This window comes from Spirillospora sp. NPDC047279 (genome assembly GCF_040643285.1).
GTDB lineage: Bacteria > Actinomycetota > Actinomycetes > Streptosporangiales > Streptosporangiaceae > Spirillospora.
In genome coordinates, this window is the sequence record NZ_JBEYUA010000008.1 from 338,313 (window position 1) to 353,246 (window position 14,934).

Annotated in this window: 17 protein-coding genes; 9 read left to right on the forward strand and 8 right to left on the reverse strand. The window is 71.7% G+C overall.

Translation table 11 applies throughout. The annotated features are described in order from the left end of the window. Positions 1–18: 18 nt before the first annotated feature. Positions 19–453: a DUF3592 domain-containing protein gene (locus ABZ810_RS22710; protein ID WP_358406093.1), complete on the reverse strand. Its 435-nt coding sequence runs from the start codon at positions 451–453 to the stop codon at positions 19–21. A 208-nt stretch (positions 454–661) separates the two neighbouring features. On the opposite strand from ABZ810_RS22710, the gene ABZ810_RS22715 reads away from it, so the two are divergent. Genes ABZ810_RS22715 through ABZ810_RS22730 form a run of 4 tightly spaced genes read left to right on the forward strand, consistent with a single transcriptional unit; the run spans position 662 to position 3,733 of the window. Continuing rightward, positions 662–2,137, forward strand: a complete 1,476-nt coding sequence (locus ABZ810_RS22715; protein WP_358406096.1) for a hypothetical protein — start codon at positions 662–664, stop codon at positions 2,135–2,137. A gap of 10 nt (positions 2,138–2,147) precedes the next feature. Next, positions 2,148–2,660: a hypothetical protein gene (locus ABZ810_RS22720; protein WP_358406099.1), complete on the forward strand. Its 513-nt coding sequence runs from the start codon at positions 2,148–2,150 to the stop codon at positions 2,658–2,660. Then, entirely contained in the window at positions 2,660–3,067 is a 408-nt protein-coding gene (locus ABZ810_RS22725; RefSeq protein WP_358406101.1) for a hypothetical protein, read from the forward strand. The genes ABZ810_RS22720 and ABZ810_RS22725 overlap by 1 nt, the downstream gene beginning before the upstream one ends. 12 nt (positions 3,068–3,079) lie before the next feature. Continuing rightward, positions 3,080–3,733 (forward strand): A24 family peptidase, encoded by a 654-nt coding sequence (locus tag ABZ810_RS22730; protein WP_358406103.1) that lies wholly within the window; start codon positions 3,080–3,082, stop codon positions 3,731–3,733. A gap of 60 nt (positions 3,734–3,793) precedes the next feature. Here ABZ810_RS22730 and ABZ810_RS22735 read toward each other — a convergent pair whose 3' ends face one another. The 3 genes from ABZ810_RS22735 to ABZ810_RS22745 all read right to left on the reverse strand — a co-directional run bounded on the left by ABZ810_RS22735 (position 3,794) and on the right by ABZ810_RS22745 (position 6,407). Then, the gene (locus ABZ810_RS22735) at positions 3,794–4,180 is read right to left on the reverse strand and encodes a (deoxy)nucleoside triphosphate pyrophosphohydrolase (protein ID WP_358406105.1); all 387 of its coding nucleotides are present in this window, start codon (positions 4,178–4,180) and stop codon (positions 3,794–3,796) included. 24 nt (positions 4,181–4,204) lie between these two features. Then, a complete protein-coding gene (locus ABZ810_RS22740) occupies positions 4,205–4,966 on the reverse strand; it encodes a Mut7-C RNAse domain-containing protein (RefSeq protein WP_358406106.1) in 762 nt (253 codons plus the stop codon). 148 nt (positions 4,967–5,114) lie between these two features. Continuing rightward, entirely contained in the window at positions 5,115–6,407 is a 1,293-nt protein-coding gene (locus ABZ810_RS22745; RefSeq protein WP_358406108.1) for an amidohydrolase family protein, read from the reverse strand. A 62-nt stretch (positions 6,408–6,469) separates the two neighbouring features. Here ABZ810_RS22745 and ABZ810_RS22750 point away from each other — a divergent pair, with 62 nt between their 5' ends. Together ABZ810_RS22750 and ABZ810_RS22755 are read left to right on the forward strand one after the other, a co-directional pair. After that, positions 6,470–7,039: a MarR family transcriptional regulator gene (locus ABZ810_RS22750; protein ID WP_358406111.1), complete on the forward strand. Its 570-nt coding sequence runs from the start codon at positions 6,470–6,472 to the stop codon at positions 7,037–7,039. A gap of 74 nt (positions 7,040–7,113) precedes the next feature. Then, positions 7,114–7,941, forward strand: coding sequence for a hypothetical protein (locus tag ABZ810_RS22755; protein ID WP_358406112.1), 828 nt, complete (start codon positions 7,114–7,116; stop codon positions 7,939–7,941). Between the two features lie 63 nt (positions 7,942–8,004). Here ABZ810_RS22755 and ABZ810_RS22760 read toward each other — a convergent pair whose 3' ends face one another. Further along, a complete protein-coding gene (locus tag ABZ810_RS22760; RefSeq protein ID WP_358406113.1) occupies positions 8,005–9,618 on the reverse strand; it encodes an LCP family protein in 1,614 nt (537 codons plus the stop codon). Positions 9,619–9,852: 234 nt separating this feature from the next. Between ABZ810_RS22760 and ABZ810_RS22765 the strand changes: the two genes are divergently transcribed. Further along, positions 9,853–10,716: a serine/threonine-protein kinase gene (locus ABZ810_RS22765; RefSeq protein WP_358406115.1), complete on the forward strand. Its 864-nt coding sequence runs from the start codon at positions 9,853–9,855 to the stop codon at positions 10,714–10,716. Positions 10,717–10,752: 36 nt separating this feature from the next. Here ABZ810_RS22765 and ABZ810_RS22770 read toward each other — a convergent pair whose 3' ends face one another. From ABZ810_RS22770 to ABZ810_RS22780, 3 genes are read right to left on the reverse strand one after another with little or no spacing between them, the layout of a single operon-like run. Continuing rightward, complete coding sequence (locus ABZ810_RS22770; protein WP_358406116.1) at positions 10,753–11,895, reverse strand: OmpA family protein; 1,143 nt, start codon at positions 11,893–11,895, stop codon at positions 10,753–10,755. Between the two features lie 20 nt (positions 11,896–11,915). After that, entirely contained in the window at positions 11,916–12,500 is a 585-nt protein-coding gene (locus ABZ810_RS22775; RefSeq protein ID WP_358406117.1) for an OmpA family protein, read from the reverse strand. After that, the gene (locus ABZ810_RS22780) at positions 12,497–13,051 is read right to left on the reverse strand and encodes a hypothetical protein (RefSeq protein ID WP_358406119.1); all 555 of its coding nucleotides are present in this window, start codon (positions 13,049–13,051) and stop codon (positions 12,497–12,499) included. Before ABZ810_RS22780 ends, ABZ810_RS22775 begins: the two co-directional genes overlap by 4 nt. Positions 13,052–13,177: 126 nt before the next feature. Between ABZ810_RS22780 and ABZ810_RS22785 the strand changes: the two genes are divergently transcribed. Together ABZ810_RS22785 and ABZ810_RS22790 are read left to right on the forward strand one after the other, a co-directional pair. Next, a complete protein-coding gene (locus ABZ810_RS22785) occupies positions 13,178–13,738 on the forward strand; it encodes a DNA-binding protein (protein WP_358406121.1) in 561 nt (186 codons plus the stop codon). A 365-nt stretch (positions 13,739–14,103) separates the two neighbouring features. Continuing rightward, complete coding sequence (locus ABZ810_RS22790) at positions 14,104–14,934, forward strand: hypothetical protein (RefSeq protein ID WP_358406123.1); 831 nt, start codon at positions 14,104–14,106, stop codon at positions 14,932–14,934.

A 14,934-nucleotide genomic window follows, 5' to 3' on the forward strand; every position in this document is an offset into this window, starting at 1 on the left:
AAACGAGGCGGAGGCGGCTCAGGACGAGAGGACGACGACGGTCACCGCGAGGGCGACGGCGGCCGCGACGAGCCCGAAGGCGACCATCACCGCGCCGAGCGCGGCGCCCTGGCCGAGCATGGTGTCCATCCGGGCGCGCCGCGGCTTCTCGGGGTCGTAGACCACGGTGACCTGCTGCCCCTCGCGGGCGGGCGCCGGGTTGGTGCCGACGTCGGACTCGGTCTCGACGGCGGCGCCGTCCGCGGTCCGGAACCGCAGCAGCGGGTAGAAGGTGCCGCCGCCGCTGTCGTTGCTGTCCCAGCGCAGCCGGACGACCGTGCCCGGCACGCGCACGCCGTGGTCGCGGAGCCGCCGGCCGGTGCGGATCAGGTGCGCGCCGAAGGCGGCGAAGCCCAGGCCCGCGAGGACGAACACCGGCGGGAGCACCTGGCCCACCACTTCCTGGAGTCGCATCGGCCTCTCCCTCTCGCGGGCGGCTCATGCTAGCCCACGACGGCGTACGGGGCACCGGGCCGTCGCCGGGCCCGTGACAGGGCCCGCCGCCGGGCCTGTCATTCGGGCCTGGATTTGGGCCTGCGGACCCTCACGCCTTCGCGGGCGTCCGCCCTATCGTCCCGGCCTAGGCGGCTGTTCGGGCCACCGGGGCACGGAGGGCAGGGCAATGACGCGACTGCGGAGAAGACCGCGGGGAAGCGGTTCCGACCTCGGTGCGTCCGCGATCGGCTACGCCGGTCTCATCATGGTCGGGTCGCTGATCATCGCGGCCCTCGTGCTGTTCCTGATCCCCGACAACGTGCTGCGCGTGCTGCCCCCGACGATCTGCAAGATGTTCGGCGGCGACTGCGAGGTGCCGCCGTCCGCGCGCGACATCGACTACAAGCCGAAGTTGTGCGAACGGTCGTCCGAGGAGAAGAAGTACGGCGCCGTCGTCAAGGTCGCCATCGTGAAGATCGGGGACGAGTACTCGTTCCTCCGCCAGGAGATGGCCGACGGCTCGGTCCGGCTCACGGTGATCCCCACCAACGTCGAGCTCGGCCTGGAGACCGGCGCCGGCGGCAAGCTGAGCCTCGGCAAGAACTTCAAGCTCGGCGCCGACATCACGGTGGGCGCCAGCATCAAGGTCGGGGTCGGCGACACCTACGTCTTCAAGAACGCCGAGGAGGCCAACAGGTTCGAGGGCGACATCAAGGAGCTCTCCTACCGCGACGCGGGCAGGGACATCGTCCAGGGCACCAGCCCGATCCTCAACAACCCCATCGGGGACTGGGTCGTGGGCAAGGTCGACGACCTGACGGGGCGCCCCGACATCAAGGACCCCGAGATCACCAACACCACGATCTCGCACAAGGCCGGGGTCGAGGGCGTCCTCGGCCTCTACCTCCCGCAGACGGGCAGCAAGCCGGACGGCTCCGACGACTGGAACTTCAACCTCAACACCGGTCTGAAGATCAAGGGTGAGCGCAGCGCCGAGTTCATCGTCACCGAGGACCGGACCGACCCGAACAACCCCAAGACCTCGTACTTCGTGGGCCTGGAGGGCACCATCGGCGGGTCGGCGGACATCCTCGGGGCCGGGGCCGAGGGCTCGCTCAAGTGGGCGGGCGGCCAGCGCCTGGTCTTCGACAAGGACGGCAAGCTCATCTCGGTGGTCTTCCAGACGACGTTCGAGAAGAGCGGCCAGGTGCAGGGCAAGCTCTTCGGCAACGTCGGCGACAGCAAGGGCAGCGGCAAGGCCAAGGGCGCGGACAAGACGACCGAGACCATCACCACGGTGATCCCGATCGACAACGACGCCGACCGGACCGCGATGCAGCAGTACCTGCAGTCCCACCCGTTCACGCTGCCGGAGAACATCCTGCGCTACATGGGCGGCGACGACAACGCGATCAAGACGGATCCGGGGCCGAACGCCAACGTGCTCGACCGGCTCATGTACGCCAAGGGGCAGACCCTGAAGCGCGAGCACGACACCGAGACCGACGGCTTCGAGGTCGGCGCGGAGGCCAAGCTCGGCCTGGTGCTGGGCGCCGAGGTGAAATACGAGAGCTCGAAGAACAGGACGACCAAGGCCGAATACCTTGGAGCCCCAAGGAACGGTAAGCGCGAGTACATTCCGTATCCGGAATGCGTGAGCTGAGGTGAGGTCCGTGAAGCGTCGTGTTCTCGCGCTCGTCGGAGTGCTGGTCGTGACGGCCGCCGGCTGCCAGCCGAACGGCTCCGACCTGACCCAGGTCGAGGCGTCCCGCGTGCGGGTCGGCTATCCGAAGCAGTGGCAGCGCGCCGACAAGGACGGGCACATCACCGCCAACAAGACCGAGGGCGGGCGGACCGTCGCGCAGCTGACGGTGATGGAGCGCGTCATCAAGGCGACCACGGCCGACCTCGCCGTGAGCGCGATGCAGGTCGGCCGGGTCACCCAGCCGGGGTACCGCCGGGGCGAGTCCAGCGAGCTGGACGTCAAGGGCGCCAAGGACGCCAGGCGCCTCAACTACACCTACACGTCGAGCGAGGGCGGCACCCCGCGGCCCGGCGTCGGCACGGACGTGATCGCCCTGGTGGAGCGGGACGTCTACGTCGTCAGGATCACCGGCCTCAAGGACAAGGTCGCCCAGTCGGAGATCGACGCCATCGTGGAGTCGATCGAGCTGAAGGAGGGCTGATGCGGCTCGTCTACGCGTTGCTGGCCGCCCTGGGGATCGTGCTCGCCGGGCTGGTGGTCTCCAGCGTCGTCGTGCTGATGGTGGGCGGCAAGGTCACCGACTGGCCGCGGGACGTGGCGACCGTGCTGTTCGTGCACGTTCCCTGGGTGGTCACGTTCGGGGTCGCGGCCGTCGTCGCGGGCGCGATCCACCGCGGCGGCCGGACGAGCCCGGCGCACCTGATCGCGGTGTTCGGCGTCCCGGTCCTGGCCTGCGTGCTGAGCGTCTGGTCGGGCATCGCGTCCGACGTGGTGGCGGGCGGCCTGCTCAGCGCGGCGGAGGCGGCGGTGGGCGCGGTCGGGGGCTGGCTGGTGTCACGCCACTTCGCGCGCCAGAACGAGAACCAGGGCTATCTGCCGGCCTACTGATACGGGGGACCGATGACCGTGGACGATGCCCGGCCGGAGACCGGGGCACCCGGTCCGGGGCCCGGTGAGGCGCCGGAGGCCGCCGCCGAGCGGGTGATCTGGTCGTGGCGGGCCGACTGGACCGAGCCGCTGCGCCGCCGCGTTCCCCTCGTCGCCTGCTCCGCGGTGGCCGTCGCGCTCCTGATCGGCTGGCGCGTCGGGCCCGGCGCGGACCTCCCGGCCTTCGTCTGGCTCGCCGGCGCCGGGGTGATGCTGGCCTTCGTCGACGTGGCGTTGCACCGGCTGCCCGACCCGCTCACCCTCACCTCGTACCCGGTGGGCCTCCTGCTGCTCGGCGCCGCCGCGCCCTTCACCGCCGACGGCGGGGAACGGTACGTGGAGGCGCTGATCGGGCTCGGGGTGATGCTGGCCGTGTTCGCGGCGCAGTGGGCGGTGGTCCCGCGCGCCATGGGCCTGGGCGACGTGAAGTTGTCGGGCGTCCTCGGGCTCTACCTCGGATGGCTGGGCATGGACGCGTGGCTGCTCGGGCTGGTCGGCATGTTCATGGTGGGCGGGTCGTACGCCCTCGGCGTGCTGATCCTGAGAAGGGCGGCGGGCGGCACCGAGTTCCCGTTCGGCCCGTTCATGCTGATCGGCACGCTCATCGCGGTGCTGGTGCACGCCTGACCGGGCGTACGGCCCGTCCCGCGAGCCACGCGCACGGCCGTCTCATGAGCCGCGCCGGGCTCAGCCCAGGTACGCGGCGATGGCCTCGACCACGGGCAGGTCGCCCGGCAGCCAGCCGACGGTGCCGAGTTCGTCGCGGCCCAGCCAGCGCAGCTCCAGGTGCTCCAGGGCGCGCGGCTCGCCCTCGACGAGGCCGGCGGTCCAGACGCGCAGCACGCTCCCGGCGCTCAGCGGCCAGTCGCCGCCGACGCGGTCGCCGAGCGCGACCTTGACCCCGAGCTCCTCGTGGCACTCGCGGACCAGCGCGTCCTCGTCCGACTCGCCGGAGTCGACCTTGCCGCCGGGGAACTCCCAGCCGCCCGCCAGCTCGGCGGGCTCGGCCCGCTGCGCGGCGAGCAGCCGCCCGTCCCTGATGATCGCGGCGCCCACGACGATGTTGATGGTCATCACCTCTCCGGACAGGGATCCCGCTCAGGCGATGGTCGCGGCGGCGACGGTCCGCGCGGCACGCTCGACGATCTCCTCCAGATGACCGCCGTGCGCGCCGCGCCAGTAGACCTGGCCGCAGTCGCCGCAACGCCCGTAGACGTCGTAGCTGCGCAGCGTACCCGCCCGGACCTGCTGCTCGATCTCGTCCTTGCCCACCGTGACCAGCTCGCCGTTGCACGCGGTGCAGCGGGTCCACGGCCGCAGCGCGGGCGCGAACCGGTCGAGCAGGTCGGCGAGCTGGTCGTCGGGCTTGGACCCGCGCACGTACGCGCCGAACCACAACGCCCGGCGCCGCAGCAGGCCGCGGTCCTGGGTGAGCAGCACGCGCCGCTCCTCGTTCGCCTGGACGACCAGCGCCGGGTCGTCCATGTCGTTGTGGTAGGCGGTGTCGAGGCCGAGCAGCCGCAGCCGGCGGGCGAGCGTGCCGAGGTGGACGTCGAGCAGGAAACGCGGCGCGTCCTGCCCGGGCTCCAGCGGCACCGGCTGCGGCCGGGGCACCGGCGGCACCCGCACCACCTCGCCGGCGGCGGGGCGGTGGGAGGGCTCGACCGGCGCACCGCCGATCGTCAGGGGGCCGACCTCGGGCAGCGGCACCCCGAGCGCCTCGACCAGGTGCCCGAGCGTCGACGTCCCGTCGCAGGCCGCCCGCTGCCGGGCCCGGCGCCGCGTCGCGGGCAGGAACGTCATCAGCTCGTCGGCGATCTCGAAATGTACGGCTTGCTGCTCGTCGTCCGGCTCGTCCACCTCGTCAGGATGCCACGCGACCCCCGTCCGGCACCTCTCAGTTATCGGGCGGCCCAGCCGTCAGGGGCCAGCCGTCAGGGGCCAGCCGTCAGGGGCCAGCCGTCAGGGGCCAGCCGTCAGGGGGCCGGCCGTCGGACGGGGCCGGCCGTCAGGGGGCCGGTGCCGTCACGTGGGCCGCGGACGCCGTGAGCTCGGCCAGGACGGCCGGGACGTCGTGGTGGAGGAGCCGGCCGCCGCGCTTGACCACGCGGCCGCCGACCAGGACGGTGTCGACGGTGCTCGTGTCGGCCGACAACACCACGGCCGCGATCGGGTCGTGCGCCGCCGCCATGCCGGTCGTCCCGGTCCTGAGCATGATCAGGTCGGCCTGCTTGCCGGGGCGGAGCGAGCCGATGACGTCGGCCAGCCCGAGCGTCTCGGCGCCCTCGATGGTCGCCGTCCGCAGCACGTCGCGCGTGGTGAACCCCATCCCGGCCCCGTCCGGCCTGGCGCGTTCGAACATGTAGGCGGCGCGCATGAGGCTGAACATGTCGCCGGGCCCGCTCGCCACGGTGTCGCCGCTGAGGGACGTGGGCAGGCCCGCCGCCCGCGCGCGGCCGGTGGGCGGGTAGCCGATGCCGAGCACGGTCTCGCTGGTCGGCGTGACCGAGACGCTGCCGCCGTTCGCCGCGATCAGCTTGAACGCGTCGTCGGTGTAGCAGGTGCCGTGGACGTAGGTCGCGGGGTGCGACAGCAGCCCGTGCTCGTCGAGGACCGCCAGCCCCCGCACGGCGCTCTCGGCGCCGTGGCCGCCCATGTGCGCGGTGACGGGCAGGCCGAGGTCGCGGGCGAGCCGCCACTCGGCCACGCCGCGCTCGGCGCCGCCGATCTCCGGGCCGAACGCGGCCAGCGCCATGCCGCGCGGGTCGTCGCCGAAGTGCTCCCGCTGGACACGCCGCGTCTCGGCGGCCATCGCCGCGGTGCCGCCGCCCCCGCCGTAGGCGTAGCCGAAGACCGCCCTGATGCCCGCGGCCTTCAGCGCCTCGACGTTGGCGTCGGTGTGCGCGGGGGTGAACTGGATGTGCGACCAGTCGAGCACGGTGGTGATCCCGGCGTCGAGGCATTCGAGCGCGCCGGCCAGGACGCCGGTGCGCACGTCGTCGGGGCGGTAGCGGGGCGCGAGGCCGTACATGATCCGCTCCAGGTACGCGGGGAGCGTGCTGTCGGCGTGGATCGCCCGGATCCCGGCCTGCCAGGTGTGGCGGTGGGTGTCGACGAAGCCGGGGAGCACGTACGTGCCGGTCGCGTCGATCACCTCGGCGCCGGGTCCGGCGTCGAGGTCCGGGCCCACCGCCGCGATCAGCCCGTCCCGGACGAGGACGTCGGCGGTGCCGATCACGCCGGGGACCGGGTCGGTGTCGATGACGACGCCGCCCTTCACGAGGATCGAAGTTGATGTCATGCCTGAAAGCTTAAGAAGAAGCTTTTGAAAAAGCAATGCGGATGATGAGTATGCTCGATGACGTGCAGGAAGAGCGCGGCGGCACCGGCGACGACGACACCGGGAACGACATCAGGGACGGCGACGGCACGGGGGACGTGGTCGACGCGCTGGTCCCGCGATGGGAGGCCGACGGCCTCTCGGCCGAGATGATCGCCAACCTCGAGCTCACCAAGCGGGCGGCGCTGCTGAGCACCCTCCTCGAACAGCCCGTGCGGGCCGAGCTCGCCGGGCTCGGGCTGACGTACGCCGAGTTCGACGTGCTCGTGGCGCTGCGCCGCGCCGGCCCGCCCTGCCGCCTCAAGCCCACCGAGCTGACCCGCGCGCTGCTGCTGACCTCCGGCGGCACGAGCAACGTGCTGCAGCGGCTCGCCAAGGAGGGCTACATCGAGCGGGAGGACGACCCCGCCGACGCCCGCAGCCGCTGGGTCAGGCTGACCCCGGAGGGCCTGCGCGCCGCCGAGAAGGCCCTGCGGGCCACCGGCCGGGTGCACCGCGAGGTCATGGCCGGCGTGCCGGAGGAGACGATGCGCCGGGCCGCCGACGCCCTCCGCGAGATCCTCCTCACCGTGGGCCGCCGCCGCGTCCGCTGACCGTTGCCCGCCGACTTCGGCCGTCGGGCCGATTCGGGCGGAACCTCCCGCTCGCCCCGCACATCAAAGATCGCGTGTCAACGCGGATGTGGCGAGCCCTCACCGCGGGAGCCCTCGCCGCCTTTCTGGTGTCGGGGGTTCTCGCCGTCGGTCACTGGCGCTCGTGGTGGGCCCCCGACCCGCCACGCGACCCCGGCGCGCTCGTGCTGCGCGTGCGGTTCGTCAAGGGCATGGGGATCTCCGGCGAACGTGCCGCTCCGGCCGTGTCGGTGTACGGGGACGGGCGTGCGATCGTCGCCTCGCTGGATCTCGGGTCGACGCCCGCGCGCGAACAGGTACGGGAGATGCGGTTCACCGGAGGCGCGTACCGCGCGATCTACCGCGACGCGCACCTGGCCGGGCTCGGCGCGTCCCGCACGCACCGCAACCGCCAGGAGGTCATCGACGGCGGGCTGACCGAGATCACGTTCCTGTCCGGCGGGCGCCGGCACGTCACGACCGTTCACCAGGCCGCCGGAGGTGCGCGGGTCTGGCTGATCCATCGGCTCATCGACCGGCTGGGGGCACGCTCGGGCGTGGTCGAGCCGTCACGCGACGACCTCACCGGCCCGCCGCGGGCGTACCGCGCCGACCGCGTCGCGGTCATGGCCCGGCGGATCTCGCTGGACGGCATCTCCAAGGACGCAGGCGCGACCAGGCCCTGGCCCTTCCGCCGCCCGGTCGCCGAGCTCAACGGCTCCTACACCTGCGCGCTCCACACCGGCGCCGAGGCCGAGGGCGTCGCGCGGCTGCTCGGCTCGGCCGCGCCCAACTCCTCCTGGAGCAGCGGGGAACGCCGCTACGCCCTCAGGCTCCGGCCGCTGCTCCCCGACGAGACGGACTGCGAATCCCTGCCGGAGTGACGTCCCGGCCGGAGTGACGTCCCTGCCGGAGTGACGTCCCTGCCGGAGTGACGACAGTGCACGTCACTTGCAGAGGTTCTGGCCCGCCTTGATGCCGCGGATCTTGTTGATGGCGGCCGGGTCGGGGGTGAGGTTGTTGCGCCGCTTGCCGACGATCAGCCGCACGCCCTCCGCCGGCGCCTTGGCGTCCTGCACGAGCAGCGCGTTGGGGAGGACCCGGGCCAGCGCCGACGCCTGCGCCTCGGCGGCGGACGCGTAGGTGATCTGGCTGTCGGCCGCGGCGGCGCCCTTCTCCACCTTCCGCACGTCGAAGCCGCGCTTGCGGAGCTGCTTGACGACCTCGCCGACGTTGGAGCCGCCCGCGTCGACCACCGTCACCCTGACCTTGGCCGGCGCCACCGCCTGCCCGGCGGCGGGGGTCTTCCTGACGGGCTTGGCGGGCAGCTCGTTGTCGTGCCGGACGGCGTCGAACATCGGCTGGGCGAGCTTCATGTCCCACTGCACGCGGTTGTGGTCCGGCGCGTACTCCTTCACCGGCACGGTCACGAACTTCACCTGCCCGGCGCTCATGCCCCGCAGCCCCTCGGCGAGCTTGCGCATCGCGGGCAGGTCGAGCTCGTCGTCGGTGGTCACCGACCTGGTGACGGCCTTCAGGAACTTGTAGGTCTTGGCCGGGTCGGTCAGGACCTCCGAGCTCGTGGCCTTGTCGACCACCGACGCCATGAACTTCTGCTGGCGCTCGATGCGCCCGAGGTCGCCGCCGTCGCCCAGCGAGTAGCGGGCCCGCACGTAGCCGAGCGCCTGGTCGCCCTTGACGGTCTGCTTGCCCGCCCTGAGCGTGAGGTCGGCGCGCGGGTCGTTCACAGGCCTGTCGACGCAGATCTCCACGCCGTCGAGCGCGTCCACCATGCGCTTGAACCCGGCGAAGTCGATCTGCACGAAGTGGTCGATGTGGATGCCCGTGAGCGTCTCGAGCGTCTTCCACGTGCAGGTCGGGCCCGCGTAGGCGAACGCCGCGTTCAGCATCCCGAACTGCGCCGCGACCGTGCCGCCCTTCTCCTTCTTGCACGAGGGGATCTGGACCATCGAGTCACGCGGGAAGCTGATCCCCACCGCCTGGTCGCGGTTGGGCGACAGGTGCAGCAGGATCGCGGTGTCGGAACGCGCGCCGGAGGTGAACGAGCCGGCGTACGCGGAGTTCTCGCCGTCGCGGCTGTCGGACCCGAGGAGCAGGATGTTGAGCGACTTGTTCAGCTTCGCGGGCCGGTCGTCGCCCAGTTGCCCCTTGGCGGACTTCTGGTCGATGTCGCCCATGAGGTCGTAGTAGAGGCCCGCCGCCCCCGCGCCGCCCGCCACCAGGAGCACCGCGAGCCCGATCGCCGTTCCGCGCAGGACCTTCTGCCTGCGCGTCCACGGTACGCGCCGCTGCCGCCCCGGCCTCCCCGGCTCCACCGGCGGCGGCCCGCCGTCCGCCTCGCCGTCCGCCTCGCCGTCCGCCTCGCCGTCCGCCTCGCCGTCCGAGGCCCCGGCCGCCTTGTCGTCAGGGGAGCCGGTCTCGTCCTTGCCGGTGGGCGCGGCCTGGGGGGCGCCGTCCTGCCCGGATGGGTTTTCAGCAGGGGTGCTCTGCGCGGCGGTGTCCCCCGGGAGGTCTTCGTTGCGGGGGTCGTTGTCGCTCATCCGGTTCCGTCTCAGGGCAGGCCCACGGGGGGCGAGGTCGTCAGTAATGGAGGGGTTTGCCAGTTTATTCAGCGAAGGGCAGGGAGGTGGTGGCGCCATCGGTCGAATGATCGGCCGATGGGGCCTCTGATGTTGGATGCGCGAAACGCCCGATGTGTTGCCATGTTCGCCGAATTTGTGGACCGGTCCGACCGTATCCGGCCGCGGTGCCGGGGGTTCCGTACGATCTGTGCCGTGACTCCAGGGTGGGTGATCGGCGGGCGGTTCACCATGCTCGACCGGATCGGGGCGGGCGGGACGAGCCGGGTGTGGCGCGCGTACGACGCGCAGACCGGGCGGCACTGCGCGGCCAAGCTCGTGCGCCGGACCGGCCCGACCACGATCCTGCGGGTGGTGCGCGAGCGCGCGCTGCGGCTGGCGCATCCGCACGTGGTGACGCCGTACGCCTGGTACCCGGCGGGCGACGACGTGCTGCTCGCCATGGACCTGGTGCGTGGCGGGTCGCTGGAGACGCTGCTCGGCGACTATGGCCGGCTGCCCGCCCCGTACGCGGCCGAGATCCTCGACCAGATGCTCGCCGCGCTGAGCCACATCCACGGCGCGGGCATCGTGCACCGGGACGTCAAGCCGGCCAACCTGCTGCTGGAGCCGAGTCCCGTGGGCGCGCCGCACGTTCGCCTCACCGACTTCGGCATCGCCCTCGGCGACGACGGCATGCGGCTGACCACGACCGGGTTCACCGTCGGCACCCCCGGCTACCTGGCCCCCGAGGTCCTCGACTGGAACCGTCCCGGCCCGCCGCAGGACCTGTACGCGGCCGGCATGGTCACCTGGCGCATGCTCACCGGCGCCCGCGACCCCGAGCTCCGCCAGCGGGTCGGCGCCCGCCCCGACGGCGTGCCGCCGGGGCTCTGGTCACTGGTCGCCCACCTGTGCGCGCACGAGCCCGGCGACCGCCCGGCGAGCGCCGACGCGGCCCGCGCGGCTCTCGAGGGCTGCGGCCTGGCGCTCGACTTCCCCGTGCGCACGGTCGACGGCGAGCCGCTGCAGATCTTCGACCACCTCGGCCCGCCGCCCGCCCCGCCGTCCGACGACTAGCGGTGCCGCCGGAACGGCGGACGGAACGGGATCTCCTCACGTGCGCTGGGCGGAGATGACCACGCGCCGGTTCTTGGCGCGGGCCTGGGGGTCGTCCGACCCGTCCGGCCCGGTGTTGGCGGCGACCGGCTTGGTCTCGCCGTAGCCGGTGGCCTTGAGCCGTGAACGGTCGACGCCGCCCTTGGTCGCGAGCCATTCGACGATCGCGCGGGCACGCTCCTCGGAGAGGCGCCGGTTGAGCGCGTCCTCTCCCTTGGCGTCGGTGTGCCCGTCGATCTGGATCGTGGCGCCGGCGGGAACCTCCTTGGCGATGGAGGCGGCGATCTTCGCCAGCTCTGTCGCGGCGGCGGGCTTGACATCGGCCTTGTCGAAGTCGAAGAGCACGTCGGCCTCGATGTTGTAGGCGATGCGGTCATCACCCTTGAAGACCTGGCTCTTGCCGGCCGTGTACTGCTTGATCGTGGCCTGGGGGACGCTGACCTGGGGCACCGTCACCTGGGGAACGGTGATCTGCGGGACCGTGACCTGCGGGACGCACTCGTTCTTGCTGTTGCAGGCCGAACCCCGGAAAAGCGACCCGCGGAAGGCCGAACCTCGGAACGCCGATCCCCGGAACACCGAGCCTCGGAACACCGAGCCGATGAACTCGCCGTCCTGGGAAGGCTTCGCCTGGCAGACCTCGGGCGCCCGCGCACCGGAGACGGTGACGGCCTTCACGGTGAGCGCCTCCCGCCGGACAGGGGCGCGCTGGATGCCGCCCGCGTTCACGCCCGGGATCTCCAGCGCGGGGATGGTCACCGGGGGAATGGTGACCGGGGGAATCGAGACTGCGCTGAGGCAGCCGCCGGGGGCGGGCTTGATGTCGACGCACTGGGCGGGGACGCGCTGCGCGGGGATGTCGACGGCCGGGACGGTGACGGCCGGGATCTTCTCGCCGCCTATGGTCGCTTCGGGGATCCGCACGGGATCGGCGTGCACAGCGGGGATCTCGACGGCCTCGATCAGCTTGCCGCCGTTGGGACAGGAGGACGGCTCGGGGCCGGTGGGCGCCGCCGACGTGGTCGCGCTCGCCGGCGGCTTGGCGCCGGTCCTCCTCTCGGGATCGTCCGTGGAACCGCCGCAGGCCGAGGCGAACAGGATGAGGGCCAGCGTCGCGATGATGGGTTGAGGGGTGCGCATCATTCCTCGTCCGGGAGTCGTCAGCTCTTCTGGAAAGTGATGTCCACCCGCCGGTTCTTGGCGCGGCCGTCGGGGTCGTCCCTGTCGCCGACCTTGTTGGGCGCGACCGGCCTGGTCTCGCCGAACCCGGTCGCCGCGATCCGTGCGTTCGTGCCGCTCAGCAAGCGCGTGAGCTCGGCCTTGACCGCCTCGGCGCGCTGCCGGGAGAGCGTGAGGTTGTACCCGGGCGCACCGATCGCGTCGGAGTGCCCGGAGACCTGGACGGTACCGGTTGCCTGTCTCAGCCGCGGGGCCAGCTGGGCGATGCGGCGCTTGGCGGCGGCGGTGAGCGTCGCCTCGCCGAAGTCGAAGAGCACGTCCGAGGAGATCCGCACGGTGACCTTGGCGCCGTCCGACTGCTCGACTTCGAGCGGCTGGACCGACTCGGTGACACGGATGTCGTGGACGGCGTCGGCGGCCCTGACGTCGAGCGTCGCGGCGGCCGTCCTCAGATCCCGGACCGACCTCTGGAGCTCGGTCTCGGGGACGACCGGATCCGCCCCGGCCACCCCGGGCAGGGCGAGCACGAGCAGGAACGCGGCGGCCCCGGCGATCGGCCGCCTCATCGTTCGACCGGGACGTCGCGGAAGATGGGGAACTTGCCGATCTGGACGTCGACGGCCTTCACGTTCTCGGGGGGAGCGGCGAAGGTGAACGTGAGGGTGTTGGGGGCGTCGTTGTTGAGGTCCTCGTGCAGGCCGGGGCCGAGCTGGTTGCCGCCCGAGTCCTTGACGACGACGTAGCGCTTGAGGTTGACGGTGTCGAGCAGCGCGGCGTCGTTGGTGGCGTTCAGCCGGTAGAGCGTGGGCCTGCTGCCGGCCGGCGGGACGTGCGGCGTGAGCGACACGATCAGGTGGGCGAGGCGGCCGCGCACGGCGAGGCTGGCGATGCCGAGGTCGACCTTGCCCATGGTCGAGTCGGCGGTCGTCCTGACGATGAGCTTGCTGGGATCGACCGCCTTGGGGTCGCCCTTGCCGACCGAGACGCCGGCGGTGCCGTTGCCGCTCGTGCCGCCGGGCTCGTCGTCGCCGCCGGGGAGGGCGGCGCACCCGGTCAGGCCGCCGGTGAGAAGCGCGACGGCGGCGGCCGGCGCGAGCGCGTGTCGTCTGAGGATCATGGCGGGCTCTCCTGGGCTGTCACATATGCAAACGGGGGGCTGCGTGGCACGATGGAGAAGCCGGGACGTCTCCTGTGCACCTGGAAAGCTAGTGTTTGCAACTGCGAATCGTCAAGGGGTTAAAGGGTGACCGTGGCCGAGGACACCGTGGTGCGCAATCGTGCGTTGCAGGCCGAGTGGTACGGGGAGCCGCTGGGCGACCGCTTCCGCCGGGTGCTCGACCGGCTCGGCCTCTCGCAGTCCGGCCTGGCCGGCGTGCTGGGCCTCTCGGCGCCGATGTTGTCGCAGCTCATGTCCGGCCAGCGCGCCAAGATCAGCAATCCGGCCGTCCTCAACCGGCTGCTCGCCGTCGAGGAGCTGGCCACCGGGCCGGACCTGGACGGGCTCCCCGCCGCCGAGGTGGCGGCGCGGCTGGAACGTATCCGGGCCGAGACGGCGACCACCACCACCGGCATGCGGGCGTCCGGAGAGGTCCTCCCCGAAGATCAGGCCGCGCGCGGCCGCGACGCCTCGCCCGTGCGCGCCCTCCAGGCGCTGCTGCGCTCGGCCGCGTCCGCCGGTGAGATCGAGGATGCCGCCCGGCTCATCGAGGCGGGCCATCCGGAGCTCGCCGAGATTCTCCGGGTGTACGGAAACGGCCGCACCGGAGATGCCGAAGAACATTTCCGCCGGACTCTGGGCGGTTAGTCCCGCTCGCCATTTATTAGGGCACCCTTACCTTATTGCGGGCCCTGGTCCGCGATGCCTTAGCGCGCTCGTCTCCATTCCGCAAGACCATCATCGCTGCGTAAGAGCATCGATCACTTGGCTGCGTCCAAACTCTGTGGTCAGGGTCACAGCCAGGCCTGGCTGTTATGTGTGTCACAGTGCCAGGCTGGTGGCGTAGGGTCGCTTCGCTGGAAGCGCATCCGCGGCGTCACAGTCCGCTCCCACCCTGCGCGCGCCCGGGCGCGACGGCCGCGCGACGACAGGGTCTGCGAGCGGCGGCGTGCGAGCGGATGCGCTCGACCGTGGTACGGGGACCCGAAGACCCGAGCTCAGGAGAGCGATCGATGAGCACTGTGGAGGCGCCCGGCAAGGAGCGCGCCCAGATCAAGGAACGTACGCTCCGCAAGGACAACTGGCGCCTTTATCCGATCACCACAGTGGTGATCTTCACGGCGTGGGTCGTGTACGCGACCGTCCGGGCGTTCTGGGGGGCCGCCTTCTACGTTCCGGAATATCACTACCTCACGCCGTTCTATTCGCCGTGCGTGAACGAGATCTGCAACAACGTCACCGTCAACGGCGTGACAGGCGACGCGTCCGAGTTCGGCACGTTCCTGCCGGCGAGCACCCGCGGCTTCATCCCCTTCGCCGCGTTGTCGCTGCCGTTCCTGCTGCTGTTCCGGCTGACGTGCTACTACTACCGCAAGGCGTACTACCGCTCGTACTGGGCCTCGCCGCCCGCGTGCGCCGTCGCCGAGCCGCACAAGAAGTACAGCGGCGAGCGTCGTTTCCCGCTCATCGGCCAGAACCTGCACCGCTATTTCTGGCTCGCCGCGGTCGTCATCTCGCTCATCAACACCTATGACGCGATCCTGGCGTTCCACGGCAAGGACGGCGGCTTCGGCATCGGCCTCGGCACGATCATCCTGTGGGCCAACGTCATCCTGCTCTGGATCTACACGCTGTCGTGCCACTCCTGCCGCCACATCGTCGGAGGGCGGCTGAAGAACTTCTCCAAGCACCCCGTCCGCTACTGGATGTGGGGCCAGGTCTCCAAGATCAACCAGCAGCACGGCCGCTACGCGCTGATCACGCTCGGCTCGCTGGTCGTCGCCGACCTCTACGTCGCCTTGGTGGCCAGCGAGACGATCTCCGACCTGCGAATCTTCAACTGA